Genomic DNA, 25218 nt, shown 5'->3' with positions numbered 1-25218 from the left:
GTGGCCGTCTCAAGGGCGGTGAGGGGGCGGCCGATCCAGTCGGGGTGGAATGGGGTCTCGACGATCGCGACGGTGCTTGTGGGGTCGCGCCACAGCTCGGCCAGGCCCTCGGGCACGAGATGGCGCACGATGCGGTCGGCGGTCCAGCGGACGGTGGCGACCGTGGGGATGCCGAGGCGCTCGTAGACCTCCGCGCGGCGCTGGTCGTAGATGCGGGCCACGACGCGCTGGACGCCGAAGGTCTCGCGGGCCAGGCGAGCCGAGATGATGTTGGAGTTGTCGCCGCTGGAGACGGCCGCGAAGGCGTCGGCGTGCTCGATGCCCGCTTGGATCAGGACATCGCGGTCGAAACCGATGCCGGTGACCGTGAGCCCGGCGAAGTCGGACGAGAGGCGGCGGAAGGCGTCGCCGTCCTGGTCGATGACGGCCACGGAGTGCCCGCGCGCCTCGAGGTTATGGGCGAGGGTCGATCCGACCCGGCCACAACCCATGATCACTACATGCACGATGAGCCCTCCCGGCACACGACCAATCGCGCTCATCATAGGCTGCTCACGTGGCGAACCCGACGTCCGTGCTGAAGCGACTGCTGGTAGGACGGCCTTTTCGGTCTGATCGACTGCACCACACGCTGTTGCCGAAGCGGATCGCGCTGCCGATCTTCGCGTCGGACGCACTGTCGAGCGTCGCGTATGCGCCGGGCGAGATCCTGCTGACGCTTTCGATCGCGGGAGCGGCCGCGTTCGCGTATTCGCCCTGGGTCGCGGCCGCGGTGGTGCTCGTGATGCTGACGGTGGTGGCGAGCTATCGGCAGAACGTGCACGCGTACCCATCGGGTGGCGGGGACTACGAGGTGGCGACGGTCAACCTGGGGCCGAGGGCTGGGCTGGGCGTCGCCAGTGCCTTGCTTGTGGACTATGTGCTGACCGTGGCCGTGTCGGTGAGCGCGGGAGTGGAGAACCTGGGGTCGGCGATCCCGTTCATCGGCGAGCACAAGATGGGCATGGCCGTGACCGTTGTCGTGCTGCTGACCGCGCTCAACCTGCGCGGGGTGCGGGAATCGGGCTTTCTGTTCGCCGTGCCCACGTACCTGTTCATGATCGCGATGGTCGGGTTGATCCTGTGGGGGTCGTGGCGGATCTTCGGGCTCGGTGAGACGCTGCGGGCGCCGAGCGCGGATGTGGTGGTGAAACCCGAGCATGGGCTGGCCGTGGGCGCGACGCTGGGGTTCGCGTTCCTGATGGTGCGTGCGTTCTCGTCCGGGTGTGCGGCGCTGACGGGGGTCGAGGCGATCTCCAATGGGGTGCCCGCGTTCAAGCCGCCGAAGTCGAAAAATGCGGCCACGACGTTGTTGTTGCTCGGCGTGCTGTCGATCACGATGCTGGTCGGGATCGTGATGCTGAGCCTCAAGACGGGCCTGCAGTACGTGGAGAATCCCGCGCTCCAGGTGGGGGCGGGGTATGTGCAGCAGACCGTCACCGCGCAGTTGGCGAGCGTCATTTTCGATCACTTCCCGGTGGGGTTCTATCTGGTCATCGCCGTGACGGCGCTGATCTTGGTGTTGGCGGCGAACACGGCTTTCAACGGGTTCCCGGTGCTCGGGTCCATCTTGGCGCAGGATCGGTACCTGCCAAGGCAATTGCACACGCGCGGGGATCGGCTGGCGTTTTCCAACGGGATCGTTTTTCTCGCGTTCTTCGCGGCGGTCTTGATCGTGGCGTTCCGGGCGGAGACGACTCGGTTGATTCAGCTCTATATCGTGGGCGTGTTCGTGTCGTTCACGCTGTCGCAGATCGGCATGCTGCGGCACTGGAACCGGCACCTGCCGCGGGAGCGTGATCCCGTGGTGCGCCGGCGGATGAAGCGGTCGCGCGTTATCAACGGAATCGGCGCGGTGATGACCGGGTTCGTGCTGATCCTCGTGCTGGTCACGAAGTTCACGCACGGGGCGTGGATCTCGATCGCCGCCATGGCGGTGATCTACTTGATCATGGTCGGCATCCGGCGGCACTACGATCATGTGGCGCGCGAGCTGACCCCGACCGATGAGGCGCCGGTGCTGCCCTCGCGCAACCACGCGGTCGTGCTCGTGAGCAAGGTGCACCTGCCCACGATGCGCGCGCTGGCATATGCAAAGGCCACTCGCCCGGACACGCTGACCGCGCTCACGGTCAACGTCGACAGCAACGACACACGCGGGCTCCAGGCGGAGTGGGACCGGCGCGGGCTCGACGTCGCACTGACCGTGGTGGACAGTCCGTACCGTGAGATCAGCCGGCCGATCATCAACTACGTGAAGTCGTTGCGGCAGTCGAAGCCGCGTGATGTCGTGACCGTGTTCATCCCGGAGTACGTGGTGGGCAAGTGGTGGGAGAACCTGTTGCACAACCAGTCCGCGCTGCGGATCAAGGGGCGCCTGCTGTTCGAGCAGGGCGTGATGGTCACCAGCGTGCCGTGGCAGCTGCACTCCAGCGCAGGCAAGGATCTGGAGCGGATCGACCGTGATCTTTCGAGGGTACCGGCCCGCGGCCCCCGTCATTTCGAGGAAGACTGATGGAGCTGGTGGTGGGGGCGCCCGCGCACGGTGGGCATTGTGTGGCGCGGCACGAGGGCCAGGTCGTGTTCGTGCGGCACGCCCTTCCCGGCGAGCGCGTGATCGCCGAGGTGACCGAGGAGCACAAGGGTTATCTGCGCGCGGACGCGGTTGAGATCCTGGAGGCGTCGCCGGATCGGGTGCCCGCGCCCTGTCCGTATGCGCGCCCCGACCTTTGCGGTGGCTGCGATCTGCAGCACGCGTCGCCACGGGCCCAGTTGGAGTGGAAGACGGCCGTGCTGCGTGAGCAGTTGCAGCGGCTGGCCCGGCTTGGGAGCGATGTGTCGGTGGAGGCGTTGCCGGGGGACGGGTTTGGTTGGCGCACAAGGGTTCGCTACCGCGTTGCCGCGGCCGGATACGCGGGCCTGCTCAAACACCGGTCCAACGAGGTCGTGCCGATCGACCGGTGCTTGATCGCGCATCCGTCCATTCAGGAGCTTCCGGTGCTCGCGCGGCAGTGGCCGGACGTAGACGTGATCGATGTGGTGAAGCCGTCGGAGGGCCCCGCACAGGTCGTCTCCGGGCAGGCCGTCCGGGAGCGCGCGGCGGGGCGGGAGTTTGAGCTCGGGGCGTCCGCGTTCTGGCAGGTGCACCCGGACGCGGCCGACACGCTGGCCGCGACCGTGGTCGAGTTCCTGCGGCCCGAACCGCATGAGCGGGCATGGGACCTGTACGGCGGGGCAGGGTTGTTCTCGGCGGCGCTGGGGTGCTCATCGGTGTTGGTGGAGGCGTCGCCGGAGGGGGCCGAGGCCGCGCGGCGCAGCCTGGCCGACCTGCCCGTGACGGTGATCGAGTCCACTGTGGAGCGGGCGCTGGGCCTGGCGGACGCGAGACGGGGCCATGCGGGGCGGCAGCCCGCCGCGGTCGGCGGGAGGCCGAGGCGAGACGTCCGGGGCCATGAGGCGCTGCTGCACGGGCAGGTCGACATCGTCGTGCTGGATCCGCCGCGCACGGGCGTCGGTGCCCGGGTGGTGAAGATGATCCACGAGGCGCGGCCGCGTGCCGTGGCGTATGTCGCATGTGATCCGGCCGCATTTGCCCGTGATTTACGAACATTTCTGGACTTGGGGTGGAAGCTCGGCGGGATCCGCGCGTATGACCTGTTCCCGCAGACGCACCACTTCGAGACCGTGGCCCTGCTGGAAGCGCCAGGTTCTTGATCGCGAAGCGTTGAACCACCGCCGCTATGTAACCAAACCGGGTAGGTCCTGTGGTGGCTTGAAACCTGGTCTTGAAACGCCCGATAGACTTTGCGGCTATGACCGACCGCGCGTACACCCTGCTCAGCACGATTCGCGAACCGCAGGACCTCAAGGCCCTTGCCCCCGAGCAGATCCCGTTGCTCGCGGCCGAGATTCGAGACTTCTTGATCTCCAAGGTGGCGCGGACCGGCGGTCACATCGGCCCCAACCTGGGCGTTGTCGAGCTCACGCTGGCCATGCACCGGGTGTTCGATTCCCCCGCAGACCGCTTTTTGTTCGATACCGGACATCAGGCGTACGTCCATAAGATCGTGACCGGCCGGCAGGACGGGTTCGACCTGCTAAAGCAGCGCGGTGGGCTCACCGGCTATCCGTGCCAGGCCGAAAGCGAGCACGACCTGGTGGAAAACTGCCATGCCTCGACGGCACTGTCCTACGCCGACGGCATGGCCAAGGCCTATGCGCTGCGCGGCGAGGCGCGCCACGTCGTGGCAGTGGTCGGCGACGGAGCGCTCACCGGCGGCATGTGCTGGGAGGCGCTGAACAACATCGCGGCCACGCACAACCGGCTCGTGATCATCGTGAATGACAACGGTCGATCCTATGCGCCGACCATCGGCGGGCTGGCCGATCACCTCGCGACGCTGCGGCTCAACCCGGGCTACGAGAAGGTGCTGGATCTGATCAAGGACGCGCTGGAGAAGACGCCGCTGGTCGGCAAGCCCCTCTTCGACACGCTGCACGCGGTCAAGAAGGGCATCAAGGACGCGGTCGCGCCCCAGGCGATGTTTGAAGATCTTGGCATCAAGTACGTGGGGCCGGTCGACGGGCACGATGAGGCCGCGATGGAGTCGGCCCTGTTGCGCGCCAAGCGTTACGGCGGCCCGGTCATCGTGCACGCGGTGACCCAGAAGGGCTACGGCTACGCGCCCGCCGAGCAGGACGAGGCCGACCGGCTGCACGCGCCCGGCGCGTTCGACCCCGAGACCGGCAAGCCGCTGGCCGCGCCGAGTCTCAAGTGGACCAACGTGTTCGCCGACGAGCTGGTGGCGGTCGCCCGGGAGCGGCCCGACATCGTGGGCATCACGGCCGCCATGCCCGAGTCGACGGGCATCGACAAGCTCGCCGCCGCGTTTCCCGACCGCGCCTACGACGTGGGCATCGCCGAGCAGCACGCCACGACGTCGGCCGCCGGGCTGGCGCTTGCGGGCATGCATCCGGTGGTCGCCATCTACGCCACGTTCCTCAACCGGGCCTTCGACCAGGTGCTCATGGACGTGGCCCTGCACAAGCTGCCGGTGACGTTCGTGCTCGACCGCGCGGGCATCACAGGCCCCGACGGGCCGAGCCACTACGGCATCTGGGACATGTCGATCCTCGGTGTCGTGCCCGGCCTGCGCGTGGCGGCCCCGCGTGACGCGGAAACCCTGCGGTCGTCGTTCCGTGAGGCGGTCGCGATCAACGATGGGCCGACGGTGGTGCGCTTCCCGACCGGTTCGGTCCCGGCCGCGCTGCCCGCGGTGCGCAAGATCGGCGGGGTCGACGTGCTCGCCGAGACCGAGCGCAAGGACGTGCTGCTGATCGGGGTCGGTGCGCTGGCCCACCTGGCCACGCAGGTCGCGGGCGAGCTGGCCAAGGCGGGCTTCGGCGCGACGGTGGTCGACCCGCGATGGGTGCGCCCGGCGCCGATCGAGCTGGTCGGCCTGGCCAGCGAGCACAAGCTGGTCGTCACGATGGAGGACGGCGTGCGCAACGGCGGCATCGGCGACGCGATCGGCAAGCTGTTGCGCGACAACGAGCTCGACGTGCCGCTGCGCGATCTGGGCGTGCCGGCGCAGTGGATCGACCACGGGACGCGGGCGGAGATCCTGGCCGAGGTCGGGCTCACCGTGCCGGAGGTCACCGAGCGCGTCACGAAGTGGGCCTCCGGCCTGACCACACCGGCGGATTCGGCGCTGACCAGCGTCACCCGCGGCTGAGGGCGCCAACCTCGCCGTTAGCGGTCGAGGTCGGCGGCGAATGAGCTTCACCCGCGGCTGAGGCCGCCGACCTCACCCGTTAGCGGCCGAGGTCGGCGGGGAGTGAGCTTCACCCGCGGCTGAGGCCGCTTCGCGGGCCGAGCTGCTCAGTGGTCACCCGGTCAACTCCGTTCAGGCGAAGCCGGGATTTTTGGCGCAGGTCGCCTCGGCATTTCCGGTTCGGAGATATCGGCCTTCGGCCGCCACACCGCGCTCGGAAAGCCCTCGGAGCGGGTCCAAGGCGACCTGCTGCTGGAAGGGACGGCTTACACTTCACCGCGTGCGGGGCGTGGGAGAGGCGTTCATAGATCTCGGCGAGGTCGGCGAGGACCATGATGCGCCCGAGCCTCCCCGCAATGGTCCAAAGTGGAGGCTGTCTGCACCCATTGTCGCGCCGCTGCTTGTGCTGTGTGTGCTGGCGCTCGTGGCCGCACCCGCGCCACGGCCGCAGGTCGTGCGCATCGCCGACTTCCCGGGCATCGAGCGCGGGTTCACGCTGGTCGAAGGCGGGCTCCTGCGGCAGGACGGCGACCAGATCTTCCTGATCGGACCGGACGGGCGCGAGCGCTGGCGGATCCATTGGCCCGCAAGGGGCGACGACTTCCCCCAGGCGTCCGCCGCGCACGGGCTGGTGCTGCTGCGGACGTCCACCGTGGGCGACGAGGCGCGGACGGTCGCGTTGGATTTCGCGACCGGGCAATGGCGCTGGGAGCAGCGGGGTTGGCTGCACCGGGTGGGAGACTTCCTGCTGCAGTGGGAGGAGAGTGCCCTGCGTGTGTTTGAGCCCGGCGAAGGGCGGATGCTGTGGGAGTCGATCGAGCCTCGCGCGGTCGGGCTCGATCAAGCCAACGGTTCGGTGTTCGTGCTCGACCGTGAGAGACGCCTCGTCGAGCACGACATGCGCGCGGGCGGGGTGCGGCGATCGGGCGAGCTGCCGCTGCCGGCCGGGTTCGACTTCGCGCACATCAATGTCGCAGCCGACCACCTGACGGTGGTCGTGAGCTCAATGGACGAGCAGCACGTTGAGGAGCAGATCTTCCTCGATCGCCAGACGTTGCAGCGGATCGACGTGTCGGCCGTGGGCTGGGACCTTCGCATGAACTGCGGCGCCGCCGACTGTGTGATGGACTTCCGCAAGGGCGTCGGCGGCGGGGTGGCGGACCGGGCGAGCGGCAGGCTCCTGTGGTCGGTGTCCGAGGGGCAGTCCGTCCTCCCGTGGCCGGACGGCAGTGTGATCATCCTTGGCTACACGAACTGGCCGGGGGAGACACGGGTGATCGAGCTGGTCGAGCCGCTGACCCGGCGCCGTCTCGTGGAGGTCGCGGGATGGACCATGCCGTTGGACACGGAGCGATTCGAGTGGCTGCCGATCCCGGCCGCGCCGATCGCGCTGTTTCGGGCCAAGGGGCGGCCGACGCTGGTCGCCCGGATCGGGGCCGCGGGGATTCGCGTGCTGGGCTCGGTACCAAGTGAAGCAAATAATTGTCGTTATATAGCCCCGCTTTTGCAGTGCCGGACCGCCCGCAGCACGATTGGTGTGTGGCGCATTGGCGACTGAAGTTTTCATCGATCTCGATCGGTCCGATGACGACCGGGTAGATGAGATAAAACCCGTTGGCGGGCAAGGCAATCGGCAGATGCGGGCGATCACGCTGGCCGTCGTGACCGTGCTGCTGCTGAGCCTGGCCACGTGGTCATCGCCGTCCCGGCCGCGGCTTGAGCAGCTCGGCCTGTTCGGCCGGGTAGAGTCCGGCGGCCTGCCCCTGACGGTGGTGGCGGACGCCGTCATCGCGACCGGCAACGGCGCTGTTTCCGCTTTTGATTTCGACGGTACCCAGAGATGGTCTTACCGGTCGGAGGACCCCGTCGATTACGCGTACGTGAGCTATGCCCCGGTGCACGAGGTCTTCCTCGTTTCGACCATGGGGCTCAGCGTCGGGCGGGATGGGCGGCAACAGCTCGCGCCGGTGAAGGTCGTCGCGCTGGATCGCAGGACGGGCGCACGCCGCTGGCACCTCGACGGCTCGACGTGGCAGCTCGATGAGCTGCTCGTCAGCATGGATCGGACCACCATCCGGGTGTACCAAGGGGATCCGCCCATGATTCGCTGGCAGTCGGGCCGGTTCGCGACGATCGGAGTCGACCGGGACGGAGGCCGCGCGTGGGGTCTTACGGACAACGGCACACTGTCCGAAATGGACCTACGCACCGGCGAGGTGCGCCGCTCCCGCAAGATTGGAGAGGCGGGCGAGATCCGTGCCGTGGGCGACCGCGTATTCATCCACGGCGAGGGCGGCCAGATCACGGCATATGACGTCTCGACCCTGGAGCGGCTTCCCTGGAACGCCGAGTGGATGCCGATGGAGGAATGCGGCCCGGTCATCTGCGCCACGATGTCGGCACCCAACCTGCTGCCCTCCGGGGGCGGCATCGACCGGCAGACCGGGCAGCCGCTGTGGAGCCTGCCCGCCAACCAGTGGCTGCGGCACAGCGCCGCCGGAATTCTCGCCGTGCGCCTGGGCGAAGTCAACGGGCACGCGCCGACGGTCGGGCTGATCGACCCGATGACCGGCCGCGTGCGGTTGGAGATGGACGGCTGGCAGATCCACTACGGAGGCGGGGACCTGCTCATGCGGCAGGAGCAGGGCCGGATGTACTTCGCGCGGCTCGGGCCGGACGGGCCGCGGGTGCTCGGGTCGGTGCCGCACATCATGCAGGCCTGCCATTCGAGCCCCGACGTGTTCATGTGTGAGCTGACCGATGGCAGGGTGGGGGTCTGGCGGCTCGCGCCGTAGCCTGTGTGCCATGCGCGTGCTAGTTGTCGAGGACGAGAGGCACCTTGCCGACGCCATCGCCCGCGGGCTGCGCCGGCAGGGCCTGGCCGTGGATGTTGCATACGACGGCAACACTGGGCACGAGATGGCCTTCATTACGCGCTACGACGTCGTCGTGCTCGACCGGGATCTGCCCGGCATGCACGGCGACCAGCTGTGCGCCGAGCTGGTCTCGTCGGGCGCGCTCACCCGGGTGCTGATGCTCACGGCCAGCGGCAGCGTCGCCGACCGGGTGGAGGGGCTGCGCCTCGGCGCCGACGACTACCTGCCCAAGCCGTTCGCGTTCGACGAGCTGGTGGCGCGGGTCCAGGCGCTGGGGAGGCGGGCGACACCGGTCACCCCACCGGTACTCAAAGTGGATGATCTGGAATTGGATCCGGCCAAGCGGACGGTGACGCGGGGCGGACAGCTGATCGAGCTGACCAACAAGGAGTTCGGTGTGCTGGAGGAGCTGCTGCGGGCACGCGGCGCGGTGGTGTCCACCGAGGAGCTGCTTGAGCGGGTGTGGGATGCCAACACCGACCCGTTCACGACGATCGTCCGGGTCACGATGCGCACCCTGCGGATGAAGCTCGGGCAGCCGGTGCTCATCGAGACCCTGGTCGGCGCGGGATATCGGATCATCCAACCGTGACGAGGCTGCGCCCCACGCTGCGGCTGCGATTGACGCTGCTCAACGCGCTGCTGCTGCTCGGCGCGGGCTCGATGCTCTTCCTGCTCGCGTGGTTGCTGGTGGGCGAGGCGGTGCGGCCGGTGCAGGAGCTCGCCGAGGGCACGGTGGTCCTGCTGCGGGACGGCAGTGAGGTCAACGCTCGGGCATGGCAGGAGCGGCTGCTCGACAACGCGCACTTCGAGCTGCTGGTCAAGGGGTCGCTGGCGGTGCTCGCGATCACTTTGGTGGGCATGTTCGGGGCGTATGCGTTGGTGGGGCGGGCGTTGCGCCCACTGCACCAGGTGACCGCGATCGCGCAGGGACTGGGTGGGGAGACGCTCGACCAGCGGATCGGATATGCGGGGGCCGACGATGAGGTGGCCGAGCTCGCCGACACGTTCGACGCGATGCTCGACCGGCTGGACGCCAACTTCTCGGCGCAGCAACGGTTCGTGGCCAACGCCTCGCACGAGTTGCGCACGCCGCTGGCGGTGATCCGGACCGAGGTGGACGTGACACTGTCCGATCCGGACGTTGACGCGGCGGAGCTGCGGCGGATGGGGCTCGTGGTGCGGGACGCCTCCGAGCGGGCCAACGCGTTGGTGGATGCGTTGCTGGTACTGGCGAGAAGTCAGGCAAGGACCGGTCTGCGGGCCGAACCGGTCGATCTGGCGGCCGGTGTCAAGGGCGCACTGTCCGCAATGGACGGTGAGATCCGCCGGACCAACCTGACGGTGACGACGCGACTGCACCCGGCCCCGGTCATCGGCGACCCCAGCCTGCTGGATCGGTTGGCGGGCAACCTGATTGAAAACGCGGTGCGGTACAACCACCTGGGCGGGCACATCTGGATCACCAGTGGGCGCGAGGGCGATTATGCCCAGCTGGTCGTGGGCAACACGGGTTTCGAGGTGGACCAGGCGGACGTGGCCGGGTTGTTCGAGCCGTTCCGCAGGGGTGGACGGGAGCGGACGGGCGCGCGCGGGTCGGGCCTGGGGCTGTCGATTGTGCATGCGGTGTGCCAGGCGCACGCTGGTTCGGTCGGCGCGGTCGCGCGCCAGGGCGGTGGCATGGAGGTCACCGTCGCACTGCCGCTGCGGCCCGCCTGACCCCTATTGGCGTTACGACCAATGGTCGCGGGCGGTAGTTGGGCGCAAAAGGTGGCCGGGTTCCGCCAGGTTGTTCCCGCGCTCACGGACATCGCCATGGTCCCGCACCCCGCCGTCACACTGCTCATCGACCTGAGCGAGGGAGAAGGACTCGCCTACGACGTCCGTGGCAGGCAGGCGCGCGGCAGTGCCGTCATCGGGCTGCTCCCCGGCGAGCTTCGCCGAGGACAGGTTGCGCGCCGCCGCGTCGTGGGACGAACGATTCATGATCGCGATGGAAATCCTGGGCCGACGGCTGGGCGCCGGCCGAGCGGTGGATCCCGAGGTCGCCTACACGTGGCGGCGGACGCTCACCGGCCGGGGCCGGCTGCGGGTGGAGGGTCTGGCCGACGAGGTCGGCTGGAGCCGCAAGCGCCTGTGGTCTCGCTTTCGATCGCAGCTCGGCATCACACCCAAACGCGCCGCGCAACTGGTGCGGTTCGACCACGCCGCCCACCTCCTCGCGGCGGGTCGCGCCGCCGCCGGCGTTGCGGCCGAGAGCGGCTATGTCGACCAGTCCCACCTTCACCGCGAGGTGAAGGCGTTCACCGGGCTCACGCCCACAGCCGTGGCTGTTGCGCCGTGGCTGGCGATTGACGACGTTGCGTGGCCTCGGCTCGCGGGAGTCACGGGCCGCACGGCAACCGTGCCAGACAGGCACGGCCTTCGGCCAAACCGGTGACAATCATCACCATGTCCGGTGGATCGAGGCTCTCCCCGACCACAATCAGCAGGTCAGAAGGTTGCCGTAGGCGTCGTCTGCTCGGGAGCGGGGAGCCCGCTGCTGGTGAAAACGGGGTGATATTCGGCAGAACTTGCTGCAGTGTGGATCGCTGCGATGAGTTTTGTCGGTGGCATCCGTCAGTCTTGGCATGACAACGATTGCTAGCAAGACCGCCGACCATGACCGCCTTCTGCCCCACAACCCCGATCGAGGTACCGTGCCCAGCCAACAACTCGACTCGCCTGCCAAATCCGCGACCACGACCTCGGGTCGCACCCCGCCCGTGATCCGGCTGCTTGTGCTGGCCACGTTCATAGTCATTCTCAATGAGACGATCATGATCAACGCGATCCCCAACTTGATGGGCGCGTTGAATATCACTGAGCAGACGGCGCAATGGCTTTCGACCGCCTTCATGCTGACCATGGCGGCGGTGATCCCGATCACCGGTTGGTTCCTGCAGCGGGTGTCCACCCGCAGCGCCTACGCCACCGCGATGGGTTTGTTCCTGCTCGGCACCGCGTTGGCCATCGCCGCGCCGAGCTTTGAACTGCTCCTGGGCGCCCGCATCATTCAGGCGTCAGGCACGGCTGTGATGATGCCGCTGCTGATGACCACGCTGATGCATGTGGTGCCCGAGCACGACCGGGGCAGGGTGATGGGCAACGTCACCCTGGCCATCTCGGTCGCGCCCGCGATGGGTCCGGCGATCTCCGGGGTGATCCTCAACTTCGGGTCCTGGCGCCTGCTGTTCGCCGTGGTGCTCCCCATCGCAGCCCTGATCACCTGGGGAGGCATGAAGCAGCTCAAGAACGTCGGCGAGCCGCAGGTCAGCACCATCGACTGGTTCAGCGTGGTTTTGGCAGCCCTCGGCTTCGGCGGCCTGGTCTACGGGCTCAGCCGGTTCCAGGGCGGCAACATCGGGCTGGCCACCGGAATCGTGTTGGCCGGGCTGGCCGCCATCGCCGTCTTCGTCTTCCGCCAGCTGTCGCTGCAGAAGCTCGGCACGCCGCTCATGGACCTACGGACATTCAAGCACCGCACTTACACCATCGCGCTGATCCTGATGTCGGTCGCCTTCATGGCGATGCTCGGCTCGATGATCCTGTTGCCGCTCTACCTGCAAAACCTCCGCGGGCTCAGTGCCCTGGAGACCGGGCTGCTCGTGATGCCCGGCGGCCTCGCGATGGGTCTGCTCGGGCCGACCGTCGGCCGCCTGTTCGACAGGTTCGGCGGCCGGGTTCTGGTCATCCCCGGCGCAATCGCGATCACTCTCGCGCTCGCCGGCTTCACCCAGGTCTCGATGACCATGCCGTACTGGCAGCTCCTCGGTCTGCACGCGGTGCTGATGGTGGCTCTCGCCGCGACCTTCACCCCGGTCTTCACCCTGGGGCTCGGCGCGGTTCCCCCGCACCTCTACTCCCACGGCAGCTCGATCCTGGGCACGCTGCAGCAGGTAGCAGCGGCCTTCGGCACCGCGCTCGTCATCACCGTGATGGGCGTACGAGCCGATTCACTGAAGGCGGAGGGCGTCGCCGTCGCGGCCGCCAATCTCGACGGCATGCGGCTGGCGTTCATCGTCGGCGTGGTCCTGTCCGTCGCCGTGATCATCACTGCCCTGCTCCTCCCGGCCAGGGCGGCCAGCAACGCCGAAAACGTGGGACACGGTCACTGAGAATTGCTGGGCGGGCTCTGTGCCCGCCGGCCGACTGGGGTAGCCACGGCCCGGCTCGCTGGGCCGTGGCGCCGTAGCCGCCGCCAGCGATCAAGCGTGCCGGTGTAGAGCATGCGGCGCGCACGTAGGGCTCCGGGTCGCCACCGCGTAGCGTGCGCCACCGTTCGGCGACCCGGGCCAGCGTATCCTGCAGCAGCTCCTCGGCGCTGTGCACGTCGCCAGCGGGCAGGAATGCGGTGAGGGCAAAGGCTTCCGAGCGCGTCCGGTTTGGGTGGAGGCTAGCGCGGGCCAGCAGCCTGTGCAGCTCGACCTCGATGGTGCGAAAGCGTGAATAGCGACGCTCATCCACATCCTGAAGTTGTGTCAGCACAAGCTGATGGGCGCGTCGCACAGCCCGCAGGCTACAAATGGGCCTTGATATTGAGCAGGATGCCGTCCTCGTGCTTGACCGTGGACTTCAGCCCGCTGGGTTCGAGCGCGGCGACGACCCGGCGGGCGAGCTCCTGCGCCCGCGGTTCGGGCGACTCGAAGAACACGTGCAGCACTCCCTTGGGGCGCAACAGTTTTTTGATGAGCTCGAGCTCCCGTGGCACCGGGCGGCGCCAGAAGGTGTTCACGTTGACCGCGAAGATCTTGTCGAAGCGGTCGCTCACGCTGAGCGCGATCAGGTCGATGGTCCGGAACGCGGCCTTGCCGGAGGCGATGCTGTCCGCGTTGCGCTGCTTGGCCAGCGCGATCATTTGTGCGGATCGGTCGATGGCCAGAATTTTGCCGCCGTCGAGCCGCTCGCACACCAGCGACACGGCGCCGCCGTTGCCGCAGCCGATCTCGAGGATGGTGTCGCCGGGGCGGACGGCCAGGGCCGACACGGCCCGGGTTAATCGATTCTGCACGGGCCCTAATCTATAAGATCGCCGAGCCGTTCGTCTGCGGCGAGCACCGCGACGTTTTCGCCGCCGAACCTGCGGGAAAGACATGTTTCGTGCTGTTCACCCTCGCCTTGGCATCCACGACGATCCTGCTCCTGTCAACCGTGCTGTTGTTGCTGGCGGGCAGGCATGTGCGGGTGGCCTCACGCATCCTCGGTGTAGTCGTCGTGGGCGTGGTCTGTTTCGCCGGCGCGGGGGTGGCGGTGCGCGTGTGGGCGCTGCCCGAGGATCTGACGTGGGTCGCGGCGGGTGCGGTCGGTGTGGCCTGCCTGCCGGTGATTGCGCTGCTGCCGTACTGGAATCCGATTGGACAGGCGTTTCTGGGCAGTTACTTTGGCGCGGCGCTTTCCTATCTGGCGCTCGGTGGTTATCTGACGTTCGCGCCTGGTTTGTCGGTGTGGGGACGGCTGGCGTCCCTGCTGCTGCTCGTGCTCGAATTCTTCGCCCTCGTGATTTCGGGTTACTTCGCGTTCGAGGGTTGCGATCGGCTGTGCCGGGCCCGCGACACCCGCCGGATCATGCCGCCCGATCCGGCCTACCTGCCCAAGGTTTCGTTGCAGGTGCCCGCGTTCAACGAGCCGGCCGACATGCTCATCGAGACGATCAAGTCGTTGGAGCGCATCGACTATCCCAACCTTGAGATCCTGGTCGTCGACAACAACACGCCCGATCCGGAAACGTGGCGACCCGTGGCGGAGTATTGCGCTTCGCGCGAGCGGGTGCGGTTTCTGCACGTGGAGACCGACGGGTTCAAGGCCGGCGCGCTCAACCTGGTGATGGCCGAGCACCTCGATCCGGACGTGGAAATCATCGGTGTGGTGGACGCCGACTATCAGGTGGACCCGGAGTACGTCCGCAAGGCCGTGGGCTACTTCGCCGATCCGAAGGTGGCGTTTGTCCAGACGCCGCAGGACTACCGCGACTACGCGGGCGACACCTACCTGACCGCGTGCTACGACGCGTACAGCTATTTCTTCCACGCCTCGATGCCCTCGCGCAACCAACGCAATTCCCTCATCTTCGCGGGCACGATGGGCCTGATGCGCCGCCGCTCGCTGGAGGAACAGGGCGGCTGGGCCGAGTGGTGCATCACCGAGGACTCCGAAACCTCGCTGCGCCTGCTCAAGGCGGGCTACACCGGTGTATACATCGAACAGTCGATGGGCCGGGGGATCATGCCGCTGACCTTCTCCGCATTGAAGAGCCAGCGTTTCCGATGGTGTTTTGGCGGTATCCAGATAGTGCGCAAGCATTGGCGCGACCTCATGCCTTGGCGCCGTTCGGGTCTGACGCGGGCGCAAAAGCTCGATTACCTGTTCGGCACGGGCCTGGTGTGGTTCAACGACGTGCTGTACTTCGGCTTCACGGTCGTCCTGCTGGTGACGGCCTATCAGATGTTCACCGGGCAGGGCGCGTTCTTCCGCCCGCTGCTGGGCGGGCTCGTGCTGCTTCCGGCCGCGCTCCTGCTCTCGGGCGTGCTGCGCGCGCTGTGGTCGCTGCGGAGCCTGACCGGCATCGGCGTCAAGCGATCGATATTCGCGTTGCTCAACTGGCTGTCGCTGTCGTGGACCGTGGCGATGGCGACGCTGCGCGGGCTGGTGCGCAAGGAAGCCGTGTTCATGCGCACGCCCAAGGAGCACGACGGGCGCCAGAACGTGTGGACCGCTATCCGGGCCGCGAAGGCGGAAACCTTTCTGGCAGCGGTGCTTTCGGCATGCGCGATCGGTGCTGCCGTGAAGGGCACCATATTCGTCGCGGGTCTATTCCTTTGGCAGGGCATCGTTTACGCGTCTTCCCCACTGATGTCGTGGCTGTCGACCCGGACGGTGCTCACGCCCGAGCTGGAACGGCGCCGGCAGACCGAGGAAAAGCGGGAGCGCATGGCGGCGCTCGCTGGTTACTACGCCAGCGGTGCGGCGGCGCTGGCAGCGGTGGCGCTGATCGCGGCCATCCTCATTCTCGGTGGTGCGAAGCCCGGCCAGGTCCCGGCGCTGCCGACGCCTCCCGGGCAGACGCCCGCGCCCACCCCGACGGTCCAGATTGGACCGTCGCCGACGACCGGGGGTGGCACACCGAGCCCGACGCGGTCACCCTCTCGCACGCCCACTTCCAGACCCATACCGACCTCGCCCTCGTCAACATCGGGGACGACATCACCTGCTACATCCAGCCCATCCGTGGAGGAGTCGTGATGCGCCAACGGTTCGCTGCACTGCTACCGGCAGCCGCGTTCGCCGAGTTCGATGAGTCGATGTGCCGGGCCGGCGAACTGATGGGCGGCCGCACGCTGTGGCACATCAACGCCACGCTCACCGGCGGCGGGGTCGCCGAGCTGATGAACGCGCTGGTGCCGTACATGCAGGAGGCGGGCATCGACTGCCGCTGGACCGCGATCGAAAGCGAGCCCGCGTTCCTTGACGTCACCAAGCGCCTGCACAACTGGCTGCACGGCTTCCCGGGCGACAGCGGGCCGCTCGGCCAGGCGCAGCGCGCCCTCTACGACCGGGTGATCGCCGAGAACGCGGCCAAGCTGCTCGACGAGATCCGCCCGGGGGATGTGGTGTTCGTGCACGACCCGCAGCCGGCCGGGCTGGTTCCGGTACTGAAAAACCATGGCGTGCATGTCATCTGGCACTGCCACATCGGCACCGACGAGCCCAACGACTTCACCCGCCAGGCGTGGCGGTTCCTGCTCGACACCGTCTCACCCGCCGACGCCTACATCTTCTCCCGCGCACAGTACCTGTGGGAGGGGCTCGACTCCGGGAAACTTCACGTCATCCGGCCGGCGATCGACCCGTTCACACCCAAGAACCAGGAGCTGACCCCGACCGAGGCCGGCGACCTGCTGCGGGCGCACTGGTCCATCCCCGACGGTGTGCCGGTGATCCTCCAAACCGGACGGTGGGACCGGCTCAAGGGGCACGCCGACGTGATCCAGCTGTTCGCGGCGCACATTGCGCGGGACCATCCCGACGTGCACCTCCTGGTGGCGGGGCCATCGGCCGATGGGGTGGCCGACGACCCGGAAGGCGCTGAGGTCTATGCAGAATGTGTTGCCCTGCATAGTGATTTGGTACCCGAAACGCGCACACGCGTCCATCTGCTGCGCACTCCGATGGACGACATGCGCCAGACCGACCTGATCGTCAACGCCCTGCAGCGCCGGGCCGACGTCGTGCTGCAGATGAGCCAAGCGGAGGGGTTCGGGCTCGTCGTGGCCGAGGCGATGTGGAAGCGCCGGCCGGTCGTGGCCAGCCGGGTCGGCGGGATACAGGATCAGATCGAGCCCGGCCGCAGCGGCATCCTCATCCCCGACCCGACCGACGGCCGGGCCTTCGCCCACGCGGCCGCGGGTCTGCTGCGCGACCGGGAGCGGGCGAGCAGGCTTGGCGAGCGGGCACACGAGCGGGTCAAGGAGCATTTCCTGTCGAGCAGGCTGCTCACCGAGCTGATGCGGTTGTTAACCTCCTGTTTGGATGGTGGCCGTAGCATTGCGCGGTGACCTCGCCCCGGTCGGATCACTTTGTCATCAACGGCGCCGACGGCCTGACCTACCGCCTGGCCGAGCAGCTGTCCGTGCGCTACGGCGCGAGTGTGGTCGTGCTCATGACCGCCCAGCAGCGCATGGCGGCCAAGGATTTCAGCGAGCTTGCGGGCGTGCGGGTGGTGGTGCGGCAGCGCATCGACGAGCAGGCGCTGCGTGAGGTCGGCCTTGCCACGGCAGCCGGGCTGGCGCTGACCGCGCAGGACGACGTCGGCAACATCCATGTGGCGCTGCTGGCGCGGGAGCTCGCACCCGCGCTTCGGGTGGTCGTGCGGATGTATAACACCGACTTGGGGCACAGCATCGAGGCACTGCTGGGCAACTGCAAGGTGCTGTCCGACTCGGAGATCGCCGCGCCGGTGCTTGTGGCCACCGCGCTGGGGGAGATCGCGGCGACGCCGGTCCAGGTCGGCAGGCGCACGCTGGTCGTGGCGAGGCGCGACGCGGTCGCGGCGCACGAGATCGTGTGCGAGCTGGCTTTCACCGCCGGCACTGGTGGCGAGCCGCACATGCTGCCCGCCGAGGACGAGCCGGCCGATCTCGTGCTCGCCGAGGCGAGGCGGTCCGCTTTGGAGTCGACGCATCGAGTCGCGCCGTCGCGGGCGGAGCGGGCGTCGCGGATCGGGCTTCTGGTCACGTTCCTGCGCACGCTGGTCACGCGCAAGTCGCGGATCGCGGTGTCGGTCGTGCTCGGCGTGATGGTGGTGGCGGGGGCGATACTGGGCGCGAGCCGAGGACTGTCCATATGGGACGGCTTCTACCTCGCGGTGGTCACGGCGCTGGGCGGGTTGCAGACCACGCCCGAGTTCAGCCGGGGCCAGCAGGTGTGGCAACTGGTGCTCGGCGTCGCCGGGCTGGCGTTCATCCCGCTGGTCACGGCGCTCGTGGTCGAGGGCATGGTGCGGGCGCGGCTGGCGGTCGCGCAGGTGCGGCTGCGCTTGCCACAGTCCGACCACGTGGTGGTCGTGGGGCTGGGCGGGGTCGGCACGCGCGTGCTGCGGTTGCTGCACCACCGGGGCGTGAAGACCGTGGCCATCGCGCCGGACGAGCAGGCCCGCGGGGTGCCGGTGGCGCGCGAGCTGCAGATCCCGCTCATCATCGGCGACCCGAGCCGGGTGACCACCCTGCGCACGGCCGGAGTCGACCGCTGCCGGGCGCTGATGGCGGTGTCCAACAACGACGTGTCCAATTTGGAGGTCGCGCTGCACGGGCGCAATCTGCAGGAGCACCTGCACGTCGTGCTGCGCGTGTTCGACGGCGACCTGGCCGCACGGGCCCGGCGCATCCTCAACCTGCCGCTGTCGCGCAGCGTGTCCTACCTGGCCGCGCCCGCGTTCGCCGAGGCGCTCATGGAGCGCGAGGTGATCGGGACCATCGCGGTGGAGCGCCGGGTGCTCCTGCTCGCCGAGGTGTTCGTGCCGCCCGGCTCCCCGCTGGAGGGCACGACGGTCGCGGCCGTCGACGAGCCCGGCAGCGTGCGCGTCATCGCGGTCACCGAGTTCGGTGAGCCCCGCCCACTCTGGAAGCCGCCTCTGACCCGCCGCGTTCGCACGCGCGACAAACTCACCGTCGTCGCCACCCGCGACGGCCTGTCCCGCCTGATCGCGCAGCAGGGGCCTGGGTGAACGAGACTACGCGAGCTGCTTCCATCCGCTAAGGCCGGAAGCACCCTCCTGCATGCAGAACCAAAGGCTGGCAACGGGTGTCTCCTCGTTCTCCCCTTGCCGCCGATGGAGCAGCACAAGTAGGTCACCCATCTTGCCCGGGACCTTCAGTTGTGAAGGGTCGGCCGATGCCGACCGAGCCGACACCGAGAACGCCGCTGCCTGTTCCCATGCCCATGGCGAAGATTCCGCTGAAGTTGGACGATTTGCCATTCAGCAGTGTGGTGCCCGGCTTCACCTCAAGGATGTTGCCGCCGTCGAAGTCCATGAGCTTGTTCGGGCCGAGGTCGTGCGGTGTCGCAACCAACTCGGTCGTCTTCTCGGCGGGGTTCTGTGCTTCCAATTCCAAGTCCGCCACGATGGCAGCCTCCCTAGCTGGGTAAAGGGCGCGACTAGCCAATTTTTGTAGGCAAAGCCGGATATCACGGTATTTGTAGGAGTCGCCGCTGAGCTTGACCTTGTGCCATCGAAGATCGACGACGATTGGGTGGTCGAGGTGCTGCCCACCGACGCGTGAAGGGGATGCCGCCCGTCACGGTTTCCGGGCGGCATCAACGGTTCTCGCATCGTCGCCCTGGCAAGCCGTCGAAGCGTGATATCATCTAGTTCAGATCTTGATATCTAGGGGGCGCCATGCGGACAGTCATAAACCTGGATGAAGAGGCTTGTCTGGAGGTTATGGGCATCCTCGGGTTCCGCACCAAGACGGACGCGGTCAACGCCGCACTCCGCGACGTGTTGCGCCGCCGACGGCTGGACCGGGCCTTCGAGGCCACGGAGGGCATCCCGGTCATCGAGCGACCCGAAGAGCACTACCGAGAACATGGCATGGAAGTTGATTGATGGCGGCGATCAGATACCCGTTCACCATCTACCTCGTTGACACATCGGTCATGGCGCGGCGCGACTTGCCACCGGTCAAGACGGCCCTGGCCGACCTGCGCGGGACGGCCGAGCTCGGCACGTGTCCGCTGATCACCGCAGAGGTTTGCTACAGCGCCCGGAACGCGGCGGAATACCAGGCCCTGCGTCTCTTGATGGGCGGGATGATCCTGCTCAACTCCGACGATGCCATCGAACGGGCCGCGCTTGACGCCCAGGAACGCTTGGCCGCCACGGGTCGGCACCGCACGTCCATTGTGGACCTCTTCGCCGCCGCCACCGCCGCTGCGCACGGGGCCGTGCTTCTGCACTATGACAGCGACTATGAGCGGATCGGTGCCGCTCTGGGGGCCAGAACCAGATGGGTGGTGCCGCGGGGCAGCGTCTGAGAATGTCTCGGCCACCGACCCTCCTCTGTCACGGATCCGACATCGATCCAGCCCGTTTCTTGCGTGGGCTGAGAGGGGGCGCTGCCCCGGAAGGGTGGTCCGGGGCAGCGCCGGGATGGGCTACAGGTAGCCGTGCTGCCTGAGGTGTGGCGTGATGCTGCCGAGGTGGAACGGCCAGCCGCCGCCCACGATCATGCAGAGGTCGATGTCGGCGGCCTCGGCCACGACGCCCTCCTGGAGCATGATGGTGATCTCCTCGGCCAGGGCCTTGAGCGCTCGCAGGGGTCGCATGGGCAAACCTGGCTTCCCTGATGGCCGCTCTGGCTCTCATCCCCGGGTGTGAGCGGTGTGCCTTAGCCGACGACGAGGCGCTCGCCACCGAAATCGGCGATGATCTCCATGCGGCCGCCGAGGGCTTCGATGTAGGCCGCGAGGGTGCGAAGCTCACTCGTTGTGATCTTTGCGCGCTCGATGGCGGAAACCCGCTCCTGGCGCACGTGCATGCGCTCGGCGACCTCGGCCTGGGAGAGGCCGAGCCGCTTGCGCATCTCGGCCAGCCGGTGAGCGCGGCTGACATTGACAAAGTGCTCGGCACCGGCCTCGATCTCCGCACGATCCTCCTGACCAGGGAAGAACTCGGTGAGGAAGCTGTCCCTGTCATAGCTGTGCGTGCTGCTCATGGCTGCTGCCTCTCCTTAAGGTAGATCGCGTATCTGGCCTCGGCCGCGGGGATCGCATCCCGATACCACGCCGTCCACTGCCCAGCCTTGTCCCCGGCAACCAGCAGGACTGCGTTGCGTTCCGGATCGAAGAGAAAGAGAATTCTTACCTCGCTTATGCCTGTGGAGCCGGGCCTCAGCTCTTTGAGATTGTGTAACTTCGAGCCTTTGATCCGGTCGACGAGTGGTCGTCCCAGCGCCGGACCCTCGTCGAGCAAGGCGGTGATCGCTTGCCCGACAAGGATAGCGGTGGCTCGGTCGGTGCGCCGTAGCTGATGCAGCCAGTCACGGACCTCATTGACCATCTCAAGGCGAAAGCTCACCTGCGAAGCTTACCGCTTTTAGTACTCCTGCATACTATCGGATGTGGCACCCGTCGGCAAGGAATACCGTGCTGCCCGGGACGGATCCCGGGCAGCGTCTGATGGTCAGAGATAGCCGTGTTGCTTGAGGTATGGCGTGATGCCGCCGAGGTGGAACGGCCAGCCGCCGCCCACGATCATGCAGAGGTCGATGTCGGCGGCCTCGGCCACGACGCCCTCCTGGAGCATGATGGTGATCTCCTCGGCCAGGGCCTTGAGCGCGCGGTCGCGGACCTGTTCCTCGGTGAGCGGGCGGTCGCCCTGCTGCAGCTGCTCGATGAGCGCCGGGTTGGGCTCGTCGTCGACCAGGATGGGCAAGCCCGATTTGGCGATGATGGACATGTTGGGGCTCAACGGGAACCGGTCGGGATAGGCGTCGTGCATGATGGCCCCGACGTGGGCCGCGACGCCCGCGCCCACGAGCGACAGGAACGCCGACGGGCGCATGGGCAAACCTAGCGGGTCGAGCGCGCGGTCGGCCACGTCGAACGGCGTGCCCTCGTCGACCGACTGCCAGATGGTGCCCAGGAAGCGGGCGAAGATGCGGTTGGCAACGAACGCGGGTGCGTCCTTGACCAGCACGCAGCTCTTGCCGAGCTTCTTGCCGACCGCGAAGGCCGTGGCGAGCGCAACGTCGTCGGTGCGTTCGCCACGGACGATCTCCAGCAGCGGCATGACGGCCACCGGGTTGAAGAAGTGCAGGCCCACAACGCGTGACGGATGCTTCAGGTCCGCCGCCATTTCGGTGATGGACAGTGAAGACGTGTTGGTGGCCAGGATGCACTCGGGTGACACGATTTCCTCGACCTCGGCCCACACCCGCTTCTTGACCGACATCTCCTCGAACACGGCCTCGATCACGAGTTCGGCGTCGGCGAAGGCGTCCTTGGAGACTGAACCGGACACCAGCCGGCGCAGCTTGGCCGCTTTACCAGCGGAGAGGCGCTTCTTCGACACCAGCTTGTCGATTTCAGCGTGCACATAGGACAGTCCCTTGTCGACCCGCTCCTGGTCGAGATCGGTGAGCACGACCGGCACCTCAAGCTTGCGCAGGAAAAGAAGCCCGATCTGCGCGGCCATCAGACCCGCGCCCACGATGCCCACCTTGGTGACCTCGGCGGCCAGGCCCGGTGACGGTGCTCCGACCGGCTTCTTGGCTCGACGCTGTACCAAATCAAAGGCATAAAGGCCGTTGCGCGCCTCGGGCGACACGGCCAGGTCGGCCAGCGCCTCAATCTCGGCCTCGAAGTTGGGACCCTCCTTGGCGAGCGCGAGGAGCTCCAAAGCCTTGTTGGCCGACGGGATCGCGCCATGCACGCGCTTGTCGAGCTCCGCACGAGCGAATCCCAGTATCGCGTCCCACATTTCCGACCGGTCCACCTCGGGACGGTCCACTGCAGTCTGTCCACTCACGACAGACGCCGCCCATCCCAGTGACGACTCCAGGAAGTCCGCCGGCTCGAACAGCTTGTCGAACATGCCCATCTCGAGCGCCTGCTTGGGCCTGAGCATCTTGTTCTGCATCAACGGGTTCTGCACGATCACCTGGATCGCGGGGAGGATGCCGACCAGGTTGGGCAGCAGCTGCGACCCGCCCCACCCCGGAATCAGGCCCAGCAGCACCTCGGGCAGCGCGAGCGCGGCCGCACCGCCCGACACCGTGCGGTAGTGGCAGTGCAGCGCGACTTCCAACCCGCCGCCCATGGCAGCGCCGTTGACGAACGCGAAGGTCGGCACCGTGGACTCCCTGAGCCGAGCGAACGCCCGATGCCCCATGCGGCCCAGCTCAAGCGCCTGCTCCCGCGTCGGTGTTTCGTTGAACGTGGTCAGGTCGAAACCGACGCAGAAGATGTACGGCTTGCCGGTCACCGCGATGAAGGCCGGTTCCGCGGCCAGCGCCTCATCCACGGCGCTCGCCAAAGACGAAAGCCCGGCGGGTCCGAACGTGTTGGGCTTGGTGTGGTCGAACCCATTGTCCAATGTGATCAGTGCTGCGGGCTTGCCGAGCCCGACATTGACGAAGCGCAGCTTCGAGGCGGTCACGAGCTCAGACATCGAAGCCCTCCCAGTTCGGGTTCTCCCAGATCACGGAGCCACCCATGCCGATACCCACACACATCGCCGTGAGCCCATAGCGCACGCCTCTATTCAAAGCGAACTGCCGCGCCAGCTGGGTCATCAACCGCACGCCCGACGACGCCAGCGGGTGCCCGACCGCGATCGCCCCGCCCCACGGGTTCACGCGCGGGTCGTCGTCGGCGATGCCGAAGTGGTCCAGGAACGCCAGCACCTGTACCGCAAACGCCTCATTGAGCTCGAACAGCCCGATGTCCTCAATGGACAGCCCGGCCAGCCGCAGGGCCTTCTCGGTCGACGGGATCGGGCCCACGCCCATCACCTCCGGCTCGACTCCCGCAAAGCCATACGACACCAGCCGCATGGCGATCGGAAGCTCCAGTGAGGCCGCCACTTCCTCGGACGCGAGCAAGCATGCCGTCGCCCCGTCGTTGAGCCCCGCCGCGTTGCCCGCCGTCACCCTCCCATGTGGACGGAACGGCGTCTTGAGCGTGGCGAGCTTCTCCATGCTGGTCTCGCGCGGCGCCTCATCGGCGGTGGCCAGACCCCAACCCTCGGAAGAGAAACCGGCGACGGGCACCAGGTCCGGCTCCAGGTGGGCGACCGCCTTCGCGTATTTCTCCTGTGAGGCAAGGGCAAACGCGTCGGCCCTCTCCTTGGTGAGGTGCGGCAGCCGGTCGTGCAGGTTTTCGGCGGTCGAACCCATCACGAGCGCCGACTGGTCGACCAGCCGCTCGGCCAGGAACCGCGGGTTGGGGTCGACGCCCTCGCCCATCGGGTGCCGGCCCATGTGCTCGACGCCGCCCGCGATGGCCACGTCGTAGGCGCCGATCGCGATGCTCGCGGACACGGTCGTCACGGCGGTCATCGCGCCCGCGCACATGCGGTCGATCGCGTAACCCGGGACGGTGTTGGGCAGGCCCGCCAGCAGAGCCGCCGTCCGGCCGATGGTCAGACCCTGATCGCCGATCTGCGTGGTGGCGGCGATGGCCACCTCATCTATCCGTGATGGTGGCAGTTGGGGATTGCGGCGCAGCAGCTCGCGGATGCAGCGCACGACCATGTCGTCGGCGCGCGTGTCCTTGTACAGACCGCCGTTGGCCTTGCCGAACGGCGTGCGCACGCCGTCAACGAAGGCAACGTTGCGGATTTGGCGGGTAGACATACCCGCGATATTACTCGCGAGTAATGAACGGGTTGACTATGACCTACGCCACACCGTGCAGGGCCTCGGCGAGCTCCGCCGCCAGCAGCTCGCACTGCCACGCCCGTGCCCCAAACCGCGTGAGCACCTCGGTCACCGATTCGGCGCTCACCTCCTCCGGCGGCTCCCACGCCAGCCGGCGGATGAAGTCGGGCGTGATCAGGTTTTCCGGTGGCAGCGTGTAGTGCTCAGCGGTCTTGGTCACGACCTCACGGCAGCGGGCCAATCGCTCCGCGGCGGCCGGATCTTTGTCGGCCCACCGGTGCGGCGGGGGCGGCCCCTCGTACTGCTGGGGCACCGGCAGCTGGTCGTCGGACAGGGCGCGCGCCTCGGCCAGCGCGTCGAGCCACACCTTGGCCAGCCGGCGCACCGAGCGCCCGCCAAAACCGGGCAGCTGCAACAGCTCCCGCTCGGTCTTCGGGTCGAGCTCGGCCGCAGCGACGATCGCCGCGTCCGCGAGCACCCGGCCCGGTGCGGTGTCCCGCCGGATCGCGATCGCGTCCCGGGCATACCACAGCGCGCGCACCCTGGCCTGGGCCCGAGGCCCGCGCACGCGGTGCATGCCCGACGTGCGGCGCCACGGATCGGGGCGCGGCTTGC

The 25218-nt window shown here is 67.7% G+C and carries 24 protein-coding genes; 14 read left to right on the top strand and 10 right to left on the bottom strand.

The genetic code is table 11. The annotated features are described in order from the left end of the window. On the bottom strand, nucleotides 1-506 hold a 506-nt coding region (locus tag DM816_RS24525), incomplete at its 3' end, for a potassium channel family protein (RefSeq protein ID WP_162907786.1). A 50-nt stretch (nucleotides 507-556) separates the two neighbouring features. Here DM816_RS24525 and DM816_RS24520 point away from each other — a divergent pair. The 7 genes from DM816_RS24520 to DM816_RS24485 all read left to right on the top strand — a co-directional run bounded on the left by DM816_RS24520 (nucleotide 557) and on the right by DM816_RS24485 (nucleotide 10408). After that, nucleotides 557-2554 (top strand): APC family permease, encoded by a 1998-nt coding sequence (locus DM816_RS24520; RefSeq protein WP_117212750.1) that lies wholly within the window; start codon nucleotides 557-559, stop codon nucleotides 2552-2554. After that, complete coding sequence (locus DM816_RS24515) at nucleotides 2554-3753, top strand: class I SAM-dependent RNA methyltransferase (RefSeq protein ID WP_117212749.1); 1200 nt, start codon at nucleotides 2554-2556, stop codon at nucleotides 3751-3753. The genes DM816_RS24520 and DM816_RS24515 overlap by 1 nt, the downstream gene beginning before the upstream one ends. 98 nt (nucleotides 3754-3851) lie before the next feature. Beyond that, nucleotides 3852-5774, top strand: coding sequence for a 1-deoxy-D-xylulose-5-phosphate synthase (gene dxs / locus DM816_RS24510; protein WP_117212748.1), 1923 nt, complete (start codon nucleotides 3852-3854; stop codon nucleotides 5772-5774). A 319-nt stretch (nucleotides 5775-6093) separates the two neighbouring features. Then, a complete protein-coding gene (locus tag DM816_RS42840) occupies nucleotides 6094-7371 on the top strand; it encodes a hypothetical protein (protein ID WP_162907785.1) in 1278 nt (425 codons plus the stop codon). Further along, nucleotides 7361-8608: an outer membrane protein assembly factor BamB family protein gene (locus DM816_RS24495; RefSeq protein ID WP_117212746.1), complete on the top strand. Its 1248-nt coding sequence runs from the start codon at nucleotides 7361-7363 to the stop codon at nucleotides 8606-8608. Before DM816_RS42840 ends, DM816_RS24495 begins: the two co-directional genes overlap by 11 nt. A 10-nt stretch (nucleotides 8609-8618) precedes the next feature. Further along, the gene (locus DM816_RS24490) at nucleotides 8619-9281 is read left to right on the top strand and encodes a response regulator transcription factor (RefSeq protein WP_117212745.1); all 663 of its coding nucleotides are present in this window, start codon (nucleotides 8619-8621) and stop codon (nucleotides 9279-9281) included. A 5-nt stretch (nucleotides 9282-9286) separates the two neighbouring features. Then, a complete protein-coding gene (locus DM816_RS24485) occupies nucleotides 9287-10408 on the top strand; it encodes a sensor histidine kinase (RefSeq protein WP_117212752.1) in 1122 nt (373 codons plus the stop codon). Nucleotides 10409-10420: 12 nt separating this feature from the next. Here the strand turns inward: DM816_RS24485 and DM816_RS43860 are convergent, their stop codons facing one another. Further along, the gene (locus tag DM816_RS43860; protein WP_211588835.1) at nucleotides 10421-10675 is read right to left on the bottom strand and encodes a hypothetical protein; all 255 of its coding nucleotides are present in this window, start codon (nucleotides 10673-10675) and stop codon (nucleotides 10421-10423) included. Here DM816_RS43860 and DM816_RS24480 point away from each other — a divergent pair. Next, nucleotides 10674-11129, top strand: coding sequence for a helix-turn-helix domain-containing protein (locus tag DM816_RS24480; RefSeq protein ID WP_211588834.1), 456 nt, complete (start codon nucleotides 10674-10676; stop codon nucleotides 11127-11129). The genes DM816_RS43860 and DM816_RS24480 overlap by 2 nt on opposite strands. A gap of 190 nt (nucleotides 11130-11319) precedes the next feature. After that, the gene (locus tag DM816_RS24475) at nucleotides 11320-12846 is read left to right on the top strand and encodes an MDR family MFS transporter (protein ID WP_117212744.1); all 1527 of its coding nucleotides are present in this window, start codon (nucleotides 11320-11322) and stop codon (nucleotides 12844-12846) included. Between the two features lie 401 nt (nucleotides 12847-13247). Here the strand turns inward: DM816_RS24475 and DM816_RS24470 are convergent, their stop codons facing one another. Continuing rightward, nucleotides 13248-13739, bottom strand: a complete 492-nt coding sequence (locus DM816_RS24470; protein WP_162907784.1) for an SAM-dependent methyltransferase — start codon at nucleotides 13737-13739, stop codon at nucleotides 13248-13250. An 89-nt stretch (nucleotides 13740-13828) separates the two neighbouring features. Between DM816_RS24470 and DM816_RS24465 the strand changes: the two genes are divergently transcribed. Genes DM816_RS24465 through DM816_RS24455 form a run of 3 tightly spaced genes read left to right on the top strand, consistent with a single transcriptional unit; the run spans nucleotide 13829 to nucleotide 18947 of the window. After that, complete coding sequence (locus DM816_RS24465; protein ID WP_117212742.1) at nucleotides 13829-15967, top strand: glycosyltransferase; 2139 nt, start codon at nucleotides 13829-13831, stop codon at nucleotides 15965-15967. Further along, entirely contained in the window at nucleotides 15967-17280 is a 1314-nt protein-coding gene (locus tag DM816_RS24460; RefSeq protein WP_117212741.1) for a glycosyltransferase, read from the top strand. Before DM816_RS24465 ends, DM816_RS24460 begins: the two co-directional genes overlap by 1 nt. Then, nucleotides 17277-18947, top strand: coding sequence for an NAD-binding protein (locus DM816_RS24455; RefSeq protein WP_117212740.1), 1671 nt, complete (start codon nucleotides 17277-17279; stop codon nucleotides 18945-18947). Before DM816_RS24460 ends, DM816_RS24455 begins: the two co-directional genes overlap by 4 nt. A 124-nt stretch (nucleotides 18948-19071) precedes the next feature. Here DM816_RS24455 and DM816_RS24450 read toward each other — a convergent pair whose 3' ends face one another. Then, entirely contained in the window at nucleotides 19072-19335 is a 264-nt protein-coding gene (locus DM816_RS24450) for a hypothetical protein (protein ID WP_211588833.1), read from the bottom strand. Nucleotides 19336-19619: 284 nt separating this feature from the next. Between DM816_RS24450 and DM816_RS24445 the strand changes: the two genes are divergently transcribed. Both DM816_RS24445 and DM816_RS24440 read left to right on the top strand, forming a co-directional pair. Continuing rightward, nucleotides 19620-19829 carry a type II toxin-antitoxin system VapB family antitoxin gene (locus tag DM816_RS24445; RefSeq protein ID WP_117212738.1) on the top strand — a complete coding sequence of 70 codons (210 nt, stop codon included), beginning with the start codon at nucleotides 19620-19622 and terminating at the stop codon, nucleotides 19827-19829. Further along, entirely contained in the window at nucleotides 19829-20257 is a 429-nt protein-coding gene (locus DM816_RS24440; RefSeq protein WP_117212737.1) for a PIN domain-containing protein, read from the top strand. Before DM816_RS24445 ends, DM816_RS24440 begins: the two co-directional genes overlap by 1 nt. A 120-nt stretch (nucleotides 20258-20377) precedes the next feature. Here DM816_RS24440 and DM816_RS42835 read toward each other — a convergent pair whose 3' ends face one another. The 6 genes from DM816_RS42835 to DM816_RS24415 all read right to left on the bottom strand — a co-directional run. Then, nucleotides 20378-20548 carry a hypothetical protein gene (locus tag DM816_RS42835; protein WP_162907782.1) on the bottom strand — a complete coding sequence of 57 codons (171 nt, stop codon included), beginning with the start codon at nucleotides 20546-20548 and terminating at the stop codon, nucleotides 20378-20380. A gap of 62 nt (nucleotides 20549-20610) precedes the next feature. Then, entirely contained in the window at nucleotides 20611-20937 is a 327-nt protein-coding gene (locus DM816_RS24435; protein WP_117212736.1) for a helix-turn-helix domain-containing protein, read from the bottom strand. Further along, nucleotides 20934-21281 (bottom strand): type II toxin-antitoxin system RelE/ParE family toxin, encoded by a 348-nt coding sequence (locus tag DM816_RS24430; RefSeq protein ID WP_117212751.1) that lies wholly within the window; start codon nucleotides 21279-21281, stop codon nucleotides 20934-20936. The genes DM816_RS24435 and DM816_RS24430 overlap by 4 nt, the downstream gene beginning before the upstream one ends. A 123-nt stretch (nucleotides 21282-21404) precedes the next feature. Beyond that, entirely contained in the window at nucleotides 21405-23393 is a 1989-nt protein-coding gene (locus DM816_RS24425; protein ID WP_117212735.1) for a 3-hydroxyacyl-CoA dehydrogenase NAD-binding domain-containing protein, read from the bottom strand. Beyond that, the gene (locus tag DM816_RS24420) at nucleotides 23386-24579 is read right to left on the bottom strand and encodes a thiolase family protein (RefSeq protein ID WP_117212734.1); all 1194 of its coding nucleotides are present in this window, start codon (nucleotides 24577-24579) and stop codon (nucleotides 23386-23388) included. Before DM816_RS24420 ends, DM816_RS24425 begins: the two co-directional genes overlap by 8 nt. A 43-nt stretch (nucleotides 24580-24622) precedes the next feature. After that, the coding region (locus DM816_RS24415; RefSeq protein WP_170318865.1) for an HRDC domain-containing protein at nucleotides 24623-25218 on the bottom strand (596 nt) is incomplete at its 5' end.

This window comes from Allorhizocola rhizosphaerae, assembly GCF_003426775.1.
GTDB lineage: Bacteria > Actinomycetota > Actinomycetes > Mycobacteriales > Micromonosporaceae > Allorhizocola > Allorhizocola rhizosphaerae.
The sequence above is the reverse complement of the archived record's forward strand: the minus strand, read 5'-3'. Positions and strand labels throughout refer to the sequence as shown.

Bases quoted from the DNA above. Each gene is read 5' to 3' on its own strand.
- DM816_RS24460 (WP_117212741.1), top strand. From the start codon at position 15,967: ATGCGCCAACGGTTCGCTGCACTGCTACCGGCAGCCGCGTTCGCCGAG.
- DM816_RS24425 (WP_117212735.1), bottom strand. From the start codon at position 23,393: ATGTCTGAGCTCGTGACCGCCTCGAAGCTGCGCTTCGTCAATGTCGGG.
- DM816_RS24445 (WP_117212738.1), top strand. From the start codon at position 19,620: ATGCGGACAGTCATAAACCTGGATGAAGAGGCTTGTCTGGAGGTTATG.
- DM816_RS24490 (WP_117212745.1), top strand. From the start codon at position 8,619: ATGCGCGTGCTAGTTGTCGAGGACGAGAGGCACCTTGCCGACGCCATC.
- DM816_RS42835 (WP_162907782.1), bottom strand. From the start codon at position 20,548: ATGCGACCCCTGCGAGCGCTCAAGGCCCTGGCCGAGGAGATCACCATC.
- DM816_RS24475 (WP_117212744.1), top strand. From the start codon at position 11,320: ATGACAACGATTGCTAGCAAGACCGCCGACCATGACCGCCTTCTGCCC.
- DM816_RS24420 (WP_117212734.1), bottom strand. From the start codon at position 24,579: ATGTCTACCCGCCAAATCCGCAACGTTGCCTTCGTTGACGGCGTGCGC.
- DM816_RS24430 (WP_117212751.1), bottom strand. From the start codon at position 21,281: ATGGTCAATGAGGTCCGTGACTGGCTGCATCAGCTACGGCGCACCGAC.
- DM816_RS24435 (WP_117212736.1), bottom strand. From the start codon at position 20,937: ATGAGCAGCACGCACAGCTATGACAGGGACAGCTTCCTCACCGAGTTC.
- DM816_RS24480 (WP_211588834.1), top strand. From the start codon at position 10,674: ATGATCGCGATGGAAATCCTGGGCCGACGGCTGGGCGCCGGCCGAGCG.
- DM816_RS24440 (WP_117212737.1), top strand. From the start codon at position 19,829: ATGGCGGCGATCAGATACCCGTTCACCATCTACCTCGTTGACACATCG.
- DM816_RS24515 (WP_117212749.1), top strand. From the start codon at position 2,554: ATGGAGCTGGTGGTGGGGGCGCCCGCGCACGGTGGGCATTGTGTGGCG.
- dxs (WP_117212748.1), top strand. From the start codon at position 3,852: ATGACCGACCGCGCGTACACCCTGCTCAGCACGATTCGCGAACCGCAG.
- DM816_RS43860 (WP_211588835.1), bottom strand. From the start codon at position 10,675: ATGAATCGTTCGTCCCACGACGCGGCGGCGCGCAACCTGTCCTCGGCG.